The organism is Putridiphycobacter roseus (assembly GCF_003234935.1).
Taxonomy (GTDB): domain Bacteria; phylum Bacteroidota; class Bacteroidia; order Flavobacteriales_D; family Crocinitomicaceae; genus Putridiphycobacter; species Putridiphycobacter roseus.
On record NZ_QKSB01000001.1, the window covers coordinates 570,709 to 585,245 of the forward strand.

The following is a 14,537-nucleotide window of genomic DNA, read 5'->3' on the forward strand; positions in this document are numbered from 1 at the left end:
TTATAATGTTAAAGCATAATGAAAAAACCACTGTTAACATGGTTAATATTCTTATCTAGTTTTGCTTCAACTGCACAAAATGCATTTGAAACAAGTTTAGAAAAATATCTTGACTCTTTATTTATAGCCAATGAAGTTGATTTCATGGCTAGTAAAGATGATTTTTTCGCCTATAGCAAATCTAATTACAAAAAAGTTACAAGTATTAAAGATTTTGCAATTTATGCAGAACACAAAATAAAGACCAAAGAAAAGTCTTTTGAAAAAGAGGATTTAAAGTCGTATAAAAAATTCTATTATTTAGGAATTGTTGCTAAAAACAATTCAGAGGCCCTAGAAAATAAACTATATGATCTCGTGCAGCAATACAATCTTTGGGACTCCATAAATATAGTTACCAAAGCCTATTTTACCTTACACGAGTTAAATTATTGGGGGTACAACACATACAAGCCACATAAAATTGGCTGCACCGTTAAAAACTTATACGCTTATACACAAGCAAATAATATGATGGATAAACTTGCACTATTTTTGTTAGCCGATAAAATATGCAAGGCAAACTATTTTGTAAATCCTTCCTATACATGCGAGTCTAAGTGCGCAAAATTAGCTGTAAAAATGGATATGGATTCCAGAAATGCCTATCCAGTAGACTCCACCGACATATTTGAACCTGCACAATTTATTAATGGCAATGATGCACTAAACTCCTATATAAACAAAAATCTATTTTATCCTGAAAAAGCATTCGGACAAAATGGAATAGTATATATTTCCTTTGTCATTACAGAAATAGGAGAGGTTACAAATGTACAAGTCGTTAAATCCCCTTCAGAATTCCTGTCGAAAGAAAGCATTCGTTTGGTACAGTCTTTTCCAAAGTGGAAACCTGCTCAAAAAAATGGGCAATCTACACCAATGAAAATGACACTACCCATTCAGTTTAAGCTATAATCGTTTACTTCTTCAATAGATGTCTCATGTTTACCTTTGCATCAATGATTTGAAACAATTCCGTTATCGCAACACGGTCTTGTTGCATGGTATCTCTATCTCTAATAGTTACCGTTTTATCTTCTAATGTTTGGTGATCAACTGTAACGCAAAATGGGGTACCAATTGCATCCGCTTTTCTATAACGTTTCCCAATCGTATCTTTTTCGTTGTATTGACAATTGAAATCCAGCTGTAATTCAGCCATAATCTCTCTCGCTACCTCAGGTAAACCATCCTTTTTAGTCAATGGCAAAATTGCTACTTTGTAAGGTGCCAAAGCAGCAGGAAGCGCCATTAGCACTCTTTCAGAACCATCTGCTAACTTTTCTGTTTTCAAGGCTTGTGTCAGTACAGATAAAAACATTCTATCCAAACCAACCGAAGTTTCCACTACGTAAGGAATATAAGACTCATTAATTTCTGGATCAAAATATCTCAATTTTTTTCCAGAGTGCGTTTCGTGTTGTTTTAAATCAAAATCGGTTCTAGAATGAATTCCCTCTAGTTCTTTAAATCCCATAGGGTAATCAAATTCAATATCGGCAGCTGCATTAGCATAATGTGCCAATTTTATATGGTCGTGAAAACGATAAGCGTTGTCTTCAAAACCTAAAGCTTTGTGCCAATTCATTCTATAGGCTTTCCAGTGCTCATACCATTTCATTTCTTCTCCTGGTCGTACAAAAAATTGCATTTCCATTTGTTCAAATTCTCGCATTCTAAAAATAAACTGACGGGCCACAATTTCGTTTCTAAAAGCCTTCCCTATTTGGGCAATTCCAAAAGGAATTTTCATACCACCAGACTTTTGTACATTTAAGAAGTTGACAAAAATACCTTGTGCCGTTTCTGGTCTTAAGTAAATTTTTGCCGATTCACCAGAAACAGAACCTAATTCTGTAGAAAACATCAAATTAAATTGTTTGACATCTGTCCAGTTTTTGGAACCAGACACAACACATGCTATTTCTAAATCAACGATTAATTGTTTGATGGCAGCTAAATCTTCATTCACCAAACCATCACGCATTCTATCTTCAATCCCTTTAATCTCAGTTTCCCTTCTTAATACATTAGGGTTGGTCGCTCTAAATTCTGCTTCATTAAAATCGTCCCCAAATCTTTTTAAACCTTTTGCAACGTCTTTATTAATTTTTTGACGAATTTTTTCAATATGGTCTTCAATCAAGACATCTGCTCTATATCTTTTTTTAGAATCTTTATTATCAATCAAAGGATCGTTAAAAGCATCAACGTGGCCTGAAGCTTTCCATGTATCAGGGTGCATAAAGATAGCAGCGTCAAGACCTACAATATTTTCGTGCATTTGCACCATGGACTTCCACCAATAAGTTTTGATGTTATTTTTAAGTTCAGCACCTAATTGACCGTAGTCGTACGTCGCACTTAAACCATCATAAATTTCACTACTTGGAAAAACGAATCCGTATTCTTTTGCGTGTCCTATAATGTCTTTTAACCTATCTTCTTGAGCTGCCATGTTTGTAATTTTACTGCAAATTTATAGTTTTCAATTTAATTGAGCACCATTAATCCATAGAGTTTTAAGGAATACATCAACAAGTTATTTTTATTCTTGAATTAATTATAATTTAGCAGATCATTCCAAAAATTATGAAGTCCACACAATCAATTGCCTCTTTAAAAAATGTCGACATTTATTTAATTGACCAATTATTGCGGGGAACCCTCAATAGCGAGCTATCTGTTTTGGATGCTGGTTGTGGCACGGGAAGAAATTTAGTCGCCCTGCATCAATTGGGATTTGACATCAATGGATTTGATCCACAAGCGGAAATTATCAAATATTTACAATTTAATTTTCCGGCTGTTTCACAAAGACTCAAGGTTTCAAATATTGAAAATTATCAGGCTACACAACAATTCGATTACGTAATTTGCAATGCAGTATTACACTTTGCCGATTCGCATGAACACTTTGAATTCATGTTTAACAAATTGGTAGAATTAATGCATGTGAATGGAATATTATTCATTAGAATGACAAGTAATTTTGCTACGGCAAATGACTTCCATCAAAACGAACAAGGTGTAGCGATTTTACCAGATGGATCGACTCGCTATTTATTGACAGCACCAATGCTTGAAAAAGTAATGAAAAAACATCAATTGCAATTCATTGACCCTTTAAAGACAGTAAATGTAGCAGATTTGAGGTGTATGAGCACTATAGTGTTACGCAAATAAGCATCAGCTTAATACTGTCCATATCCACCCTGCAATTCCAACACTGTTTGGAAGCCATTTTGTTTTAAAACCTTTAATGCCTTACCGCTTCTACCACCACTTTGGCAAAATAATAAAACCGGTTTCGTTTTATCGAGTTGGTTAATTCTTTCTTGAAAATCAGCATCAAAAAAATTAATATTAACGGCGTTGCCAATAGTACCATTTTTAAACTCGTTTGGTGTGCGCACATCTAAAAGTAATGCTTCGGGATGCTTATCCTTAAAAGTATTAAATTCTGCTTTCGAGACTCTTTTTATTTCCGTTTGAGAAATCACCTCTTCTGTTCCTTCTACATTTTTAGTTTCCGTTTGTGTACAAGCGGTAAAACTTGCAATTGAAAATAAGGAAAATACAATAAGTTGTTTCATAATTTTTGATTTAAAGTAATTCTTTTAAAATAATATAAATACCCATGATTAGAACGAACCAACCGAATGCTTTTTTTAGTTTAGGTCCTTCAATAAATTTGTTTAAATAAATGCCGATAAATATTCCAAAAATAGCAATACCAGTAAATACTAGTAAAAAAGGCCAATCTATAGGAGTATTACCAACATCTCCTAAAAAACCTAGTAGCGAATTAATTGCAATAATCATTAAAGAAGTAGCCACTGCTTTTTTCATGGGTACTTTTGCTAAAACAACTAAGGCAGGAATAATTAAAAACCCTCCCCCTGCACCTACAATACCAGTCAAAACACCCACTCCAATTCCTTGTAAAACAATTAGTAAGTAACTAAATTCCTCTTCAAATTCAGTCTCGACTACAGGTTCCGTTCGTTTTTTAATCATGGAATAAGAGGCCAAAAGCATCACAATGGCAAAAAACACCATAATCCCCACGTCTTTTGTCAAGGTGAAATCACCAATTGTAAAAAGATTTTGAGGAATAATAGGGATTAAAAATTTTCGAATTAAAAAAACAGTAGTCAAAGCTGGAATCGCAAACACCAGTCCCGTTTTAAAATCAACTAATCCTTTTTGTGCATTTCTCAGTGCACCAACTAAAGAAGCCGATCCGACTACAAATAAAGAATAAGCCGTTGCCAGCACTGGTGAGATACTAAAAACATATACCAAAATTGGAATAGTAAGAATAGACCCACCACCACCTATCAATCCCAATACTAAACCAATGAGTAGTGCGCCGAAATATCCTATAAGTGTTGTTATTTCCATGTATTTATATTATTACAAATTAAGCTATTCTTTATCAAAGTCAAAGTAATTTTTATTACATAAAAGAAATTGTTTCAAAATTACGTGTGCGCTAGCCCAAAATAAACCTGCTTGTTCTGAACTTGCAATTTCTCCTAAAAAATAAGTTTAGATACTGAGTAGTAATATTTGACATTAATATTCCATCTATTACCCATAGCCAGCCCCCCTCTTATTTTACTTTTTATTCAATTCAAGAGCTCTTCCTATTGGTGATTTTTTAATTTCTTTTATCCTTTTAAGAAAGGGTAAAGTTCATGCTTATTTATTCATTTTTTATGGTTCTTATTATTTATATTTGAATCCATTAAACTAATTGGAGCAGATAACATAGCTTACATTTAAAATAAAATTCACTATGGCGTATTTCACCCTTGCCCGTGTCATTCATGTACTCGCTGTTATTTTATGGATAGGTGGTGTTGCTATGGTAACCACCGTAATTATTCCTGCAGTAAAACAGCTGAAATCAAAAGAAGAACAAATGAAGACCTTTGAGCAAATTGAAGGCCGCTTTGCCCTACAAGCGAAAGTCACTACATTACTTACCGGCTTATCGGGATTTTACATGCTTTACGAACTCAATGCTTGGGACCGCTATTTTGACTATCGTTTTTGGTGGGTACATGCCATGACCTTGGTTTGGATAATTTTCACTTTGGTATTATATGTTTTGGAGCCTTTGATTTTGCACAAATTATTTAAAAAATATGTCCAAGAAAATCCCGCAAAGACTTTTAAAATAATTCACCGAGCACATTGGATTTTATTATTACTTAGTCTCATTACCACTGCTGGAGCAGTAGCTGGCAGTCACGGCTGGTTTATCCTAAAATAATAGATGCGAAAAAAAATAATCCTCTTCACTTTATCATTATTAGTAACCCTTGGTTTATGCTTTTTTTTATTTCTAATTATTCAATTGGGACTCTATTTCCTGTCTCACCCCGAAGGTTATATCTCCCAATGCAAATCTGTAAAATTACCTTTTTTTAAAAATATTTTGATAGGCGAAATCATTTTTGGTGGATTAATGGTTTGTCTGTATAGCTACAGTGAATGCTTTAAAACACCCAAGTTTCTTACCATTACAATATTGACAGTACTATTATTCAATTTGGGCTTTGTCGCCTATCAAATTTACCTTTTTCCAATGCTTGAATTAGTCAGTTCGGGTTGGTTGATGGGTAACAGGACCTACAGAAGCGGCATGATTAATCCCTTGTTTTACGGCGCTATTTTTAATGGCACATTAATTATTTGGATGAATTACCGCTTTCGAAAAGCCATGAACAACCAAGTCATTTCTAGGGTTATTTATTCCCTTTCTGGACTATTATTACTCTTTGTAGTTGCTAAGGTAATGTTAACGACCTACGCGCATTGTCAAGGTTAAAATCTACTTAACTCCTTTTATAAAACGGGTTAGTTTTATAGTTTTTAGCAGCATGGATGGTCGTTAAAAGCAATAATAAAAATGCGCAAGCCAAAGCGGTAATAAAAATTACACTTTGATTTTCAAAACTGGCGACAGCTATAGCGACAAAGGACCATATCCCGACAACACAAAATTCTCGCATATTTCTGGTGTACAATACAAATACATTAACCAAAGTTGCCACTATGATCATAACAACAGTATAAGTGACATCATTGACGGTGTCTGCCCAACCAATCTTAGCTAAATACGCGGCAATATTTGCAATTAACGCTACAGAAATCCATCCTAAATAAATGGTATTTGGCCACCAACTGAATATAATAATTTCTTTAGGTGCATCAAAAGTCTCTAACCTTAATTGAATGGTTATTTTAATCAATGAAAGCAATATAATGACCATAAATACAATAGAAATCCCCGTATATTCATTCAGCCAAAACCAAACCCAAGCGCCATTAGCAATATTTGCAATAATTAGCCAAGGCCCTGTGAGTACATTTTGCGCTTTTTCTTTATCATCACCAAAAGCAACCTTCACTTGATAAATTCCATTGGCTATTAGACCTATAAATATAACACCCCAAATGGCAAATGCATAGCCAGCAGGTGTAAATAAATTATCTAAATCATCACTGACATCACCTATTGTCTTCCCATTAATTTTTCCTGTATTGGATAAATAATTCCAAAGAACAACTGCTACAGCAACCAATAAATTCAACAAGGCATAAAAGCGTTTCATAGTATATTTTTTATACAATGTACAAAACTATTTGGAAAGTAATTTCCATTGGCCAAGTCCCTCAACTGCATTAACAAAAATACGACCATTGAAATACCCGAAACATTGTAGCAGACCCAAAATGAAAATTCAAGATTTCCGATTCACACGAACGAAATAAAAAGTATCTTTTTCATTTCAAATAAGACACGACGCAAACACAGTATTAACTACTGTCTATCTGTAAGTTACACGGCCTCATGTTGAATCCACATAAAATTCATGGGTGAAATTCATTCAAAATGATTAATTCATTTTTATATTTACAGTAATAAACTTGAATGCATACACTACATTATCAAGTATTTAAAATTACCAAATGGACAATAAAAATAAGCGTACGGCGATAATTATTGATGTAAGAGAACCGAAGGAGTACAGAGAAAATCACCTACATGGTGCGATTAACATTCCTTCAACTCAATTCGAGGTTAACCAATTTGAACCATACCGTTCAAATGTCATTTGTTTGATTTGTCAAACTGGTAAAAGGGCTAGTGCCATTGAAAAAAAATTAACAGAAAACGATTTTAAGCAGGTAATCTTACTTGACAAACACATGGACAACGTCAGTCATAAAATCAAAAACAACAGTTGGTCAGTCGACCGACAGTTTAGAATGTTGTTGGGTTTATTATTGGCCATTTTTTTAATTGGATTTTACTTCGGCATTTCATTTTTAATATTTATTCCAATCATACTATCCACCGGACTTATCATCACATCTATTATTGATAAATGTTACATGCGAATGGGAATTGCCATGCTGCCATGGAATAAACACAAGTAATTCCGATTATAAACCGAATTTTTCATTCATTTAAAAATACAATTGTATTTTCCCATTCAACTCTTGAATATTCGGTTGGATACCAAAGGTCATTTCAATGAGTTTAGGAGTTATAATATTTGCTGGCTTTCCTTGAGCGATTAATTGGCCATTTTTAAGCATAAAAAGACGGTCAGCATATTTTAAGGCAATGTTTAAATCGTGTAATACCCCAACCACCATTACATTTTTGGTTTTACAGAACGTTTGAATAATCTCCATAAATTCAAGCTGAAATTTGATGTCTAAAAAAGTCAATGGCTCGTCGAGCAATAGTATTTTTTGCTGCGTTTCGCTTGCATCCATCACTTGTGCAATCACCCGAGCAAAATGAACCCTTTGTTGCTCTCCCCCACTCAGTGAAAGCATATTCCTGTCCGCAAATTTTTCGACTCCAAAAAGCGACATGGCTTCTCTGCATATGCCCAAGTCCTTTTTACTCGCTGTAGATTCAAAATAAGGGTAGCGTCCCATTAAAACCACTTCGGAAACTTTCATGGGAAAACCAAGAACGTTATGCTGCGAAAGCACTGCCCTTTTTTGTGCTAACTCAATCTGTGAAAAGTCCTTCATTAATTTATCAACTAAGGACAATTTTCCTGAATTGGGTTTTAACTGTCCGGACAACAAACCCAGCAATGTACTTTTCCCTGCTCCATTTGCACCCAATACAATGGCAATTTCGCCTACATTAAAATGCATTGTTATTCCATCTATCAGTATTTTATCTTTGACTTTATACGTCAGGTTTTCTACTTTTAGCATATTAAAAATTATATTGATTTTTTCTTAACAAATAGACAAAAACGGGCGCGCCTACTACAGTGGTAACAATTCCGATTGGCAATTCGGCAGGCGCCAATAACAAACGCGCCAATACATCAGCAACACTTAACAAAAAGCCACCTAACACTGCACTACCAATCAATAAAGTACGGTGATCACTTCCTTTTAAAATCCTGACAAAATGCGGAACAATTAAGCCGACAAAACCAATAATCCCTACAAATGCAGTAGCTACTGAAACTAAAACCACATTGATTAAAAATATTTTAATCTTCAGATTCTTGACGTTTACCCCCAAATGAAAAGCTTCTGTAGTCCCCAACATTAACGCATTCAATTGCTTGGCATAACGCAAGGCGAATAGGATGCACAACAATGTACTAAAGCCAACCAAAATTACAGCATGCCAATTGGCACCAGAAAGCGATCCAAGACTCCAAAAAGTAATAGATCTCGCTTGTGGATCACGGGCGAGGTAAGACAGAAATCCAATTCCACTTAAAAACAAACTATTAATGGCGATACCAGTCAGTAATAAATGAGTGGTGCTGTTTCCTTTTCGGTTGGTTTCCGATAAAATAAAGACCAAAAAGGTAGATAAGACAGCACCCAAACAAGCAATAATTGGCAAGGTCCACTCACCAAAATGAATGGAAAAACTTGCACCCAACACAAAATAAAGTGATGCACCAAAAGCTGCACCACTTGAAGTTCCAATGAGACCTGGTTCTATAATTGGATTGATGAATAAACCTTGCATCAGTACGCCACCTACTGCTAGACTTGCGCCAACAAATAAAGTCAGAATGGCCCTAGGCAATCGAATATCAATTAAAATACGGTCGTATAAAGTTAAATTCGTATCGCCTGTAACCCATTTTGTTATTCCCGACAGTACTTGCTCGGTTGACATTTGAACTGCACCAAAACGGATACTTATTAAAAAAATAAGCACCGTGAAGATGAGTAAAATAAGGAATTGATTTTTCCGAATCATCTTTGATGTATTAGCTTTTGTAAAGCAAGTGTTATGGCACCAGAACGCGGTCCCAAATACACCATATCACATTCATTTACCCGATAAATTCGATTATTTAAAGCAGCCGCAGTACTTGATATACCAGGGAGTTCTTTAATCTTTTCATCAGACCCTAAACGGTCGTAGCCATAATCTGTTAATAGGATTACATCTGGATTGTATTCCGAGATTATTTCGGCTGACAAATGTTGCATACCTGAAGTGTCTGGTACCGCCATTTCTGCTCCTGCCCAGGCAATCATTTTTCCAACTGCCCCACCATTCGACATGACCAAATAAACATTAGATGCCCTGCCAAAATGAACGACGAGTACCCTAGGTTTTTCTGTGAATTTCGTCGCATTCTTACGTGCTTCATTTATCTGATTATCTAGTATTTTACAAAGGGAATCCGCAGCTGCCTCTTTGTGAAAATAATTAGCGATTTCATGAATCAAAGCCTTAGTACTTGCCACATCCTTGGCCTTGGTATGAAATGTTTTCATGGGAATTTCCAAATCCATGATTTGTTTTACAATATGATCTGGTCCCAATGAATTGATGCCATCATGCATAATCAATGTCGGTTTAGCCGCTAATAAACCTTCAATACTCAATGCGCGGTGATAGCCAACTGTAGGAAGTTTTTTCACCTTTTCGGGATAAATACTAGAAAGGTCAACAGCTACTACATCCTTTTCAGCACCTAAGGCATGAATAATTTCGGTATACTGTTTTGAAATCAAGACAATGCGTTCCGCATGATTCGCTTTTTTATCTGCATTGTTAAATCGTTGGCAACTTGAAATCAAGACAAGTGTCAACAAAAATATCATTAGTTTTTTCATAATAATTGAATAAAAAAGCGGGACACTTGAAACCGTGTCCCGCAAATATTAAAAGTTGTATTTTAAATTAATTCCACCATAAAAATTTGCTTCATTAGAAGCAGGGATATAGGCGTCAGGTAATTGATTAACAAAAACCATATTATAATACTGGCTGCTCGTTAAATTGATTCCACCTGCATAAATAGCAACATCAAAATGCTTGACATGATAATTATACCCCACCTTTGCATTCAAAATTGAAAAAGCATCCGTTTGGTTTAATTGATCAGAGGTATAATACATGGCATCTCTATAATTGAGGTTCACATTGGCAAAAACACCCAACTTTGAAACTACATCAACACCTACATTGAACAACAAAGGAGGTACACCTGCCACTTGGTTACCCGTATAATCTTCAGTGATCACCTCATTGCTTATTTTATCGATCTTTTGGTATTTATAACCATCATACTTAAAATCAGAATAAGTCAGGTTAAAAAAGGGACGAACCGATTTAAAAAATTGATCTTTTTGGTCCATTAATTCATAACTCACCAATAATTCAAGTCCGTTATTATTCAGATTACCGTCGTTTTGCACATAAGTGTAAAGTGTAGCGGTATTGTCGGAATTCTGAACAGAAAGCATGGTCATTTTATCCGAAAACCTAGCATTGAAAACAGCCAATGAATAATACAATTTGTGGTTTAAGAAATAACCTTTTGTCCCCAATTCAATTTGCGTCCCTTTTTCAGGCTTTAATCCTTGATTCACTTCCCCTGTTACCGGAATATAAAATTGTGAACTGACCGGTGCTTTATAACCTGTAGAATAGGCAGCATAAACGGAAGAATTATTATTAATTTTCTTATTAATTGCAACAGATGGAGACAATAAATTTGTATAAGATTGCTCGTAATAAGGCGGAATAAAGCTACCGCTAGAATTATTATTTACACCCCATAACCTATCTTCTAATCTCAATTTCATACTGCTCACTCCTATACCTGCAGTTACGGACAACTGATAAGGTAACAAGAGGGAGAACTGTGCAAAATAAGAAGCTGTAGCACTACTCGTTTCTTGAATACTTCTCAAGGCGGTAATGACATTATAGCCTTCTAAATTTGTGCTATCCGTCCCCATGGAATAACCCATAGCCAAGGTATTCATTTTTTGCATCTCCGTTCCCACAACACCTTTGAGCATCACTTTTTCAGAGAGTTTAAAATTCAAGTTAAACACCGACCTGAAACCGACATTTAATGGGGTTTTATCGGACCAACCACCAGCAGAACTATTATCCATTTTTTGAGCAGACCCAAAAATGGACGTAGTATTTGAAAGAAAGGAGAATAACTGATAAGTATGACCAATTCCTGCCCTAAAAGTTTGGACTGCTGAATGGGCATCATTGGCAATATACCTTGTATTTCCAGAATAATCAAGGGTATCGTATTGTCCAGCTGTTAATTCTCCGTTGCGTTCGTCGTAACTATTTGCATATCCAAAATAAGTAGTCACCGACTGTTTATCGCTTAATTTAAAATCGCCAATCACATTCACAAAGTCTTTTTGCGAAGCGGTATGCGGCATAAATCCATCAAACTTTTGATGACCATAATTGATTAAAAGGGACGATTTTTTTCCACCGATAGCCAAACGAGTGGTAGCTCTAGCCAAACCGTATGACCCAACTAATACATCTTGCCCAATACTACTTGAATTTTTTAAAGCCTTTTGGGTTTCCAAATTTACAACCCCAGCAATGGCTAATCCGTATAAAGTACCAGAAGGACCTTTGTCGACCGTGACCTTATTAACAGACCCAAAATCGATATCATCCAACATGGTTACCCCTTCAGCATCAGTAATAGCAATACCATTCAAGTACACTTTTGATCCTTGTCCGTCAAAGTTATTATTGGCCCCTTTAAAACCAAGCCCATTGCCATAACCGCGGATATTTATTTGTTGACCTGCGGAAGAAGTTCTGCTTTGCATGGTCACACCTGGAACACTTGTATTCAAGGCATCATTCAAAAACAAACCTGTCCCTCTATTTATTGCAGTGCTATCGATACTTACACGAGCATTCGGTGCGAGTAAAGTTGACTCCAATTCATTAGGTTCAGGATTAACCTCCACAGCATTTAACTGTTCCTTTTTAGGCTTCAATTGAACCATTAGTTTAGCGTTGCAATTCCTTACTACTTTACGAAAAGCATGGTAACCGACATAGGTTACTGTAACTTGCATTGAATCCGTACAAGATATTGAAAATACTCCTTTCAAATCACTCGTTGTTTTTTGTTTTAAATCTGTTTTTATACTTGCACCTACAAGTGGCAAATTGGTTTGACTATCCAACACAACTCCGTTAATTTGCGATTGACTCCATGCATTCATCATGGTTAACATCAGCGCAATCATTGATAATAATTTATTCATTTAATTTAATTTTTATGTGAAATTCTTAGACATAGCTATCCTGAATGCAAGTTTTTTAGACTTACTTGACAGCTATAAAATTTGGGAAAAATTAAACTTTTGGGGGAGGAATATGTGGATCGTAAAATTGCAAAAGGCAAACTTTATCATAAAAAAAATTCCTTTTCGTTTGGGTTTCAAAAATGAATTCATCCTTTATATATCTATCAGTATAAAACAATTGTTTTGACCAATGTTGTAATTGTTTCTGTTTATTTTTTTGAAAAGGTTGCTGGTCTAATAGCTGAAAAGTCAAATTTTGTAAGCGAACATTTAATGCGGTTTCTTTTTTATCCCACCAACAGTAAAAGAAAATTGAATCCACAGTTTCTGTCTTGCTCACCACATCATACATTTCGCCTTTAAATTTGAACTCTTTTGAATGTTTCCATTTTAATGCTGATGCTACTTCCGATTTTGAAAATTTCAGCAATGTCAATTCATCATGATCGATCCCGGCCATTATTTTATGTTTCACTTCACGACGCACCAATTTCAATTCAATATGAAAGGAAAAGTAGGCCACCAAAAAAGGCAAAATCAAACTAATGAATAATATAAAAATGAATGACTTTTTCAAATTTACGATTGGGATTAAACGGAATAAATTAAATGTTATTGGGTATTATCAATCAAAGGGAAATGGTAGCGGAATCTAGCTACACCGTATAATTTACGCGTAGAGGGTTAGACTACAATTTTGGATATAAAAAGGGAGTGGGTTAACTGATTTTTTTTGACTTATTTCGTTTACAAATGAACGACAAACAGCTTTAAAAAAAATAAAAGAGTGCTTATTAACCACTGTAATTATGCTGTTATCAGCTCCACCAGAAACCTTTTCCTTTTGGAAATCACAGAAAAACCTGTCATTTAAAACATCCGCTTCTTCTTCTAGCTCCATTCCTTCAAAATTATAATACGCAGGAGTCACTTCAAAAGCAAAACTTTGAAAGCTGAACAATACCAAGATATTGAAAATAACTAAACCTATTTTTACGAGTTTACACATAAAGTTGAACCTCCAAAATTAAAATAAAATTAAACGCAACCACCTAAACTTTGAAGTAAAAAGACAAAGTGGTGGTTTTATTGAGTCTGCGGACAAAACAACAAACGTCTTTTAAAAAGTTAATGGAAGTATAGACACCTATTTTTAAACAACCTCAGTAGAATTAACCCATGGGGCCTAGGATATAATATACCCATCCTCCATTTCAATAATTCGGTCGGTTTTTTTTGCGAAATCTTTATCGTGTGTCACAATAAGCATGGACATATCAAGCTCATTGCTCAGTTCCCTTAAAATATCAAAAACAATATTGGCATTTTTACTATCAAGATTACCTGTTGGTTCATCTCCCATAATAATTTTTGGGTTATTAATCAATGCACGGGCTATAGCTACCCTTTGCTTTTGACCACCTGATAATCTGGATGCTTTTTTATCAGCTTGTTCTTGCATGCCTAAAATTTCCAACTTTTCTAGGGCATTTTTTTTAATCGTTTTATGATCGAACTTACCCAATTTAAGCGCAGGCAACATGATATTTTTGAGTACGGTAAATTCAGGCAGCAAGTAATGGAATTGGAATACAAAACCAATATTTTCGCTTCTAATACGCGCCAAGTTATCCTTAGATTCATGGGAAACATTTTTACCATCAATAATGAGTTCACCGGTATAATTGGTATCCATGGTGGAAAGAATATACAATAAGGTTGATTTTCCGCAACCAGATTTCCCCATAATAGAAACAAATTCCTTTCGCTCAAGCTTTAAAGAAATATCCTTTAAAACATGAAACTCTACAGGATCTGTAAAATATTTATTTATGTCTTTGGTTTCTAAAATTGGTTTCATCATGATT

16 protein-coding genes are annotated in these 14,537 nt (G+C 34.9%); 5 read left to right on the forward strand and 11 right to left on the reverse strand.

Going from position 1 to position 14,537, the window contains the following annotated elements:
* The first annotated feature begins 18 nt into the window (after positions 1–18).
* The gene (locus tag DNU06_RS02410; protein WP_111061602.1) at positions 19–957 is read left to right on the forward strand and encodes an energy transducer TonB; all 939 of its coding nucleotides are present in this window, start codon (positions 19–21) and stop codon (positions 955–957) included.
* A 4-nt stretch (positions 958–961) separates the two neighbouring features.
* Here DNU06_RS02410 and DNU06_RS02415 read toward each other — a convergent pair whose 3' ends face one another.
* Positions 962–2,500, reverse strand: coding sequence for a glycine--tRNA ligase (locus tag DNU06_RS02415; protein WP_111061603.1), 1,539 nt, complete (start codon positions 2,498–2,500; stop codon positions 962–964).
* A gap of 134 nt (positions 2,501–2,634) precedes the next feature.
* Between DNU06_RS02415 and DNU06_RS02420 the strand changes: the two genes are divergently transcribed.
* Positions 2,635–3,228, forward strand: a complete 594-nt coding sequence (locus DNU06_RS02420; protein WP_111061604.1) for a class I SAM-dependent methyltransferase — start codon at positions 2,635–2,637, stop codon at positions 3,226–3,228.
* An 8-nt stretch (positions 3,229–3,236) separates the two neighbouring features.
* Here the strand turns inward: DNU06_RS02420 and DNU06_RS02425 are convergent, their stop codons facing one another.
* Both DNU06_RS02425 and DNU06_RS02430 read right to left on the reverse strand, forming a co-directional pair.
* Positions 3,237–3,638 (reverse strand): rhodanese-like domain-containing protein, encoded by a 402-nt coding sequence (locus DNU06_RS02425; protein WP_111061605.1) that lies wholly within the window; start codon positions 3,636–3,638, stop codon positions 3,237–3,239.
* A 10-nt stretch (positions 3,639–3,648) separates the two neighbouring features.
* Positions 3,649–4,449 (reverse strand): sulfite exporter TauE/SafE family protein, encoded by an 801-nt coding sequence (locus DNU06_RS02430; protein WP_111061606.1) that lies wholly within the window; start codon positions 4,447–4,449, stop codon positions 3,649–3,651.
* A 397-nt stretch (positions 4,450–4,846) separates the two neighbouring features.
* Between DNU06_RS02430 and DNU06_RS02435 the strand changes: the two genes are divergently transcribed.
* Complete coding sequence (locus DNU06_RS02435; RefSeq protein ID WP_111061607.1) at positions 4,847–5,326, forward strand: hypothetical protein; 480 nt, start codon at positions 4,847–4,849, stop codon at positions 5,324–5,326.
* A 315-nt stretch (positions 5,327–5,641) separates the two neighbouring features.
* Positions 5,642–5,884, forward strand: a complete 243-nt coding sequence (locus tag DNU06_RS17730; protein WP_146239121.1) for a hypothetical protein — start codon at positions 5,642–5,644, stop codon at positions 5,882–5,884.
* A gap of 7 nt (positions 5,885–5,891) precedes the next feature.
* Here the strand turns inward: DNU06_RS17730 and DNU06_RS02445 are convergent, their stop codons facing one another.
* Entirely contained in the window at positions 5,892–6,671 is a 780-nt protein-coding gene (locus DNU06_RS02445) for a tryptophan-rich sensory protein (protein ID WP_111061609.1), read from the reverse strand.
* A 358-nt stretch (positions 6,672–7,029) separates the two neighbouring features.
* Here DNU06_RS02445 and DNU06_RS02450 point away from each other — a divergent pair, with 358 nt between their 5' ends.
* Positions 7,030–7,500 (forward strand): rhodanese-like domain-containing protein, encoded by a 471-nt coding sequence (locus DNU06_RS02450; RefSeq protein ID WP_111061610.1) that lies wholly within the window; start codon positions 7,030–7,032, stop codon positions 7,498–7,500.
* A 30-nt stretch (positions 7,501–7,530) separates the two neighbouring features.
* Here DNU06_RS02450 and DNU06_RS02455 read toward each other — a convergent pair whose 3' ends face one another.
* The 7 genes from DNU06_RS02455 to DNU06_RS02485 all read right to left on the reverse strand — a co-directional run bounded on the left by DNU06_RS02455 (position 7,531) and on the right by DNU06_RS02485 (position 14,530).
* Complete coding sequence (locus tag DNU06_RS02455; RefSeq protein ID WP_111061611.1) at positions 7,531–8,304, reverse strand: heme ABC transporter ATP-binding protein; 774 nt, start codon at positions 8,302–8,304, stop codon at positions 7,531–7,533.
* Between the two features lies 1 nt (position 8,305).
* The gene (locus tag DNU06_RS02460) at positions 8,306–9,322 is read right to left on the reverse strand and encodes a FecCD family ABC transporter permease (protein WP_111061612.1); all 1,017 of its coding nucleotides are present in this window, start codon (positions 9,320–9,322) and stop codon (positions 8,306–8,308) included.
* Entirely contained in the window at positions 9,319–10,191 is an 873-nt protein-coding gene (locus DNU06_RS02465; RefSeq protein WP_111061613.1) for a heme/hemin ABC transporter substrate-binding protein, read from the reverse strand. Before DNU06_RS02465 ends, DNU06_RS02460 begins: the two co-directional genes overlap by 4 nt.
* Before the next feature lie 48 nt (positions 10,192–10,239).
* Positions 10,240–12,627 carry a TonB-dependent receptor gene (locus tag DNU06_RS02470; protein ID WP_111061614.1) on the reverse strand — a complete coding sequence of 796 codons (2,388 nt, stop codon included), beginning with the start codon at positions 12,625–12,627 and terminating at the stop codon, positions 10,240–10,242.
* Between the two features lie 91 nt (positions 12,628–12,718).
* Positions 12,719–13,129 carry a hypothetical protein gene (locus DNU06_RS02475; RefSeq protein WP_146239122.1) on the reverse strand — a complete coding sequence of 137 codons (411 nt, stop codon included), beginning with the start codon at positions 13,127–13,129 and terminating at the stop codon, positions 12,719–12,721.
* 210 nt (positions 13,130–13,339) lie between these two features.
* Positions 13,340–13,678, reverse strand: coding sequence for a hypothetical protein (locus tag DNU06_RS02480; RefSeq protein ID WP_111061616.1), 339 nt, complete (start codon positions 13,676–13,678; stop codon positions 13,340–13,342).
* A 177-nt stretch (positions 13,679–13,855) separates the two neighbouring features.
* Entirely contained in the window at positions 13,856–14,530 is a 675-nt protein-coding gene (locus DNU06_RS02485; RefSeq protein WP_111061617.1) for an ABC transporter ATP-binding protein, read from the reverse strand.
* Positions 14,531–14,537: the final 7 nt, after the last annotated feature.

Excerpts from the sequence above, each read along its gene's own strand:
- DNU06_RS02425 (WP_111061605.1), bottom strand. The coding sequence starts at position 3,638 with ATGAAACAACTTATTGTATTTTCCTTATTTTCAATTGCAAGTTTTACC.
- DNU06_RS02410 (WP_111061602.1), top strand. The coding sequence starts at position 19 with ATGAAAAAACCACTGTTAACATGGTTAATATTCTTATCTAGTTTTGCT.
- DNU06_RS02465 (WP_111061613.1), bottom strand. The coding sequence starts at position 10,191 with ATGAAAAAACTAATGATATTTTTGTTGACACTTGTCTTGATTTCAAGT.
- DNU06_RS02460 (WP_111061612.1), bottom strand. The coding sequence starts at position 9,322 with ATGATTCGGAAAAATCAATTCCTTATTTTACTCATCTTCACGGTGCTT.
- DNU06_RS17730 (WP_146239121.1), top strand. The coding sequence starts at position 5,642 with ATGCTTGAATTAGTCAGTTCGGGTTGGTTGATGGGTAACAGGACCTAC.
- DNU06_RS02430 (WP_111061606.1), bottom strand. The coding sequence starts at position 4,449 with ATGGAAATAACAACACTTATAGGATATTTCGGCGCACTACTCATTGGT.
- DNU06_RS02420 (WP_111061604.1), top strand. The coding sequence starts at position 2,635 with ATGAAGTCCACACAATCAATTGCCTCTTTAAAAAATGTCGACATTTAT.
- DNU06_RS02485 (WP_111061617.1), bottom strand. The coding sequence starts at position 14,530 with ATGAAACCAATTTTAGAAACCAAAGACATAAATAAATATTTTACAGAT.
- DNU06_RS02455 (WP_111061611.1), bottom strand. The coding sequence starts at position 8,304 with ATGCTAAAAGTAGAAAACCTGACGTATAAAGTCAAAGATAAAATACTG.
- DNU06_RS02470 (WP_111061614.1), bottom strand. The coding sequence starts at position 12,627 with ATGAATAAATTATTATCAATGATTGCGCTGATGTTAACCATGATGAAT.
- DNU06_RS02475 (WP_146239122.1), bottom strand. The coding sequence starts at position 13,129 with ATGGCCGGGATCGATCATGATGAATTGACATTGCTGAAATTTTCAAAA.
- DNU06_RS02435 (WP_111061607.1), top strand. The coding sequence starts at position 4,847 with ATGGCGTATTTCACCCTTGCCCGTGTCATTCATGTACTCGCTGTTATT.
- DNU06_RS02450 (WP_111061610.1), top strand. The coding sequence starts at position 7,030 with ATGGACAATAAAAATAAGCGTACGGCGATAATTATTGATGTAAGAGAA.
- DNU06_RS02480 (WP_111061616.1), bottom strand. The coding sequence starts at position 13,678 with ATGTGTAAACTCGTAAAAATAGGTTTAGTTATTTTCAATATCTTGGTA.
- DNU06_RS02445 (WP_111061609.1), bottom strand. The coding sequence starts at position 6,671 with ATGAAACGCTTTTATGCCTTGTTGAATTTATTGGTTGCTGTAGCAGTT.
- DNU06_RS02415 (WP_111061603.1), bottom strand. The coding sequence starts at position 2,500 with ATGGCAGCTCAAGAAGATAGGTTAAAAGACATTATAGGACACGCAAAA.